The organism is Streptomyces sp. NRRL F-4489 (assembly GCF_001509485.1).
GTDB lineage: Bacteria > Actinomycetota > Actinomycetes > Streptomycetales > Streptomycetaceae > Streptomyces.
The window spans coordinates 1-1084 of record NZ_LLZI01000164.1 but is presented as its reverse complement, the minus strand read 5'-3'; the positions used below and the strand labels follow the sequence as shown (position 1 = coordinate 1084).

At 78.2% G+C, this 1084-nt stretch carries 1 protein-coding gene; it reads right to left on the bottom strand.

The annotated features are described in order from the left end of the window. Positions 1-1018 (bottom strand): MFS transporter (locus ADL22_RS14215; protein ID WP_234430694.1); only part of this gene is annotated, 1018 nt, incomplete at its 3' end. Positions 1019-1084 lie beyond the last annotated feature (66 nt).

Here is a 1084-nt window from a genome sequence, read left to right as displayed (position 1 = left end):
CCCCCAGGGCGGCCGCCGCGCCCGTAGAGGCGAGCAGCACCCCCGCCGTACCACCAAGGCCCCCGGCGGCCCACAGCCCACCCCCGGCGACCGCCAGACACAACCCCACCACCGGCACGGCCGCCCGGGGCGCCACCCGGCCGGCCACCGGGCCCCCGGCGGCCAGCGCGGCGGCCGGAGCGAGGAACGCCGCCCCAGCGCCCAGCACCGACCACCCGCGCCCCTGCTGAAGCGCGAGCGGAATCGCGTACAGCAGCGCCACCGTCGCCGAGTTGGCGATCGCGCCCGCGGCGGTCAGGGCCACGTAGGGACGGTTGCGGACGAGCGCGAGGTCCACCAACGGGGCCGCGGCCCGCCGTTCGGCCCGTACGAACAGCGCCCCGAGCAGCGCCGCCCCCGCCGCCCACCCCGAACTCCACCCCGCCGGATGCGCCAGCCAGCGCGCCAGGCACACCAGCGCGCCCGTCGCGGTCACCGCGCCGGCCACGTCGAGCGGGTGTTCCGCGGCGGCCGCGTCCCGCGACTCGACCGCCCGGCGGGCACACCACACGGTGGCCGCGGCGAGCGGCACGGTCAGCCAGAACACCGCCCGCCAGGACGCCACATCAGCCAGCACCCCACCGGCGAACGGGCCGCCCACGGTGGCCAGTCCGGCCCAGCCCAGCGCCCGCCCGGTGCGCCGGCGCGCCTCGTCCGGCGGGCAGGCGTTGGTGAGCAGCGCCAGCCCGGCGGGCATGATCAGCGCACCGCCCGCGCCCTGCACCACGCGTGCCGCTACCAGGAACGGCAGCGACGGCGCCACCGCACAGAGAGCGGCGCTCACACCGAAGAGCACCGCCCCGGCGCACAGCATCCGCCGCCGCCCGTACAGATCGGCCAGCCGCCCGGCGACCGGCATCAGCGAACCGGCCGCGAGCAGATAACCACTCACCACCCACGGCACCACGCCCGCACCCCCGGGCAGCCCACCCCGAAGCACCGGCAGCACCGCATTCAACGCAAAGGAATCCAACTGCACGCAAAACGCCCCCACCGCCACGGCCCGCCCCGCCCAACGCGCCCCCGCCCCCGCCTCCGCCCCACC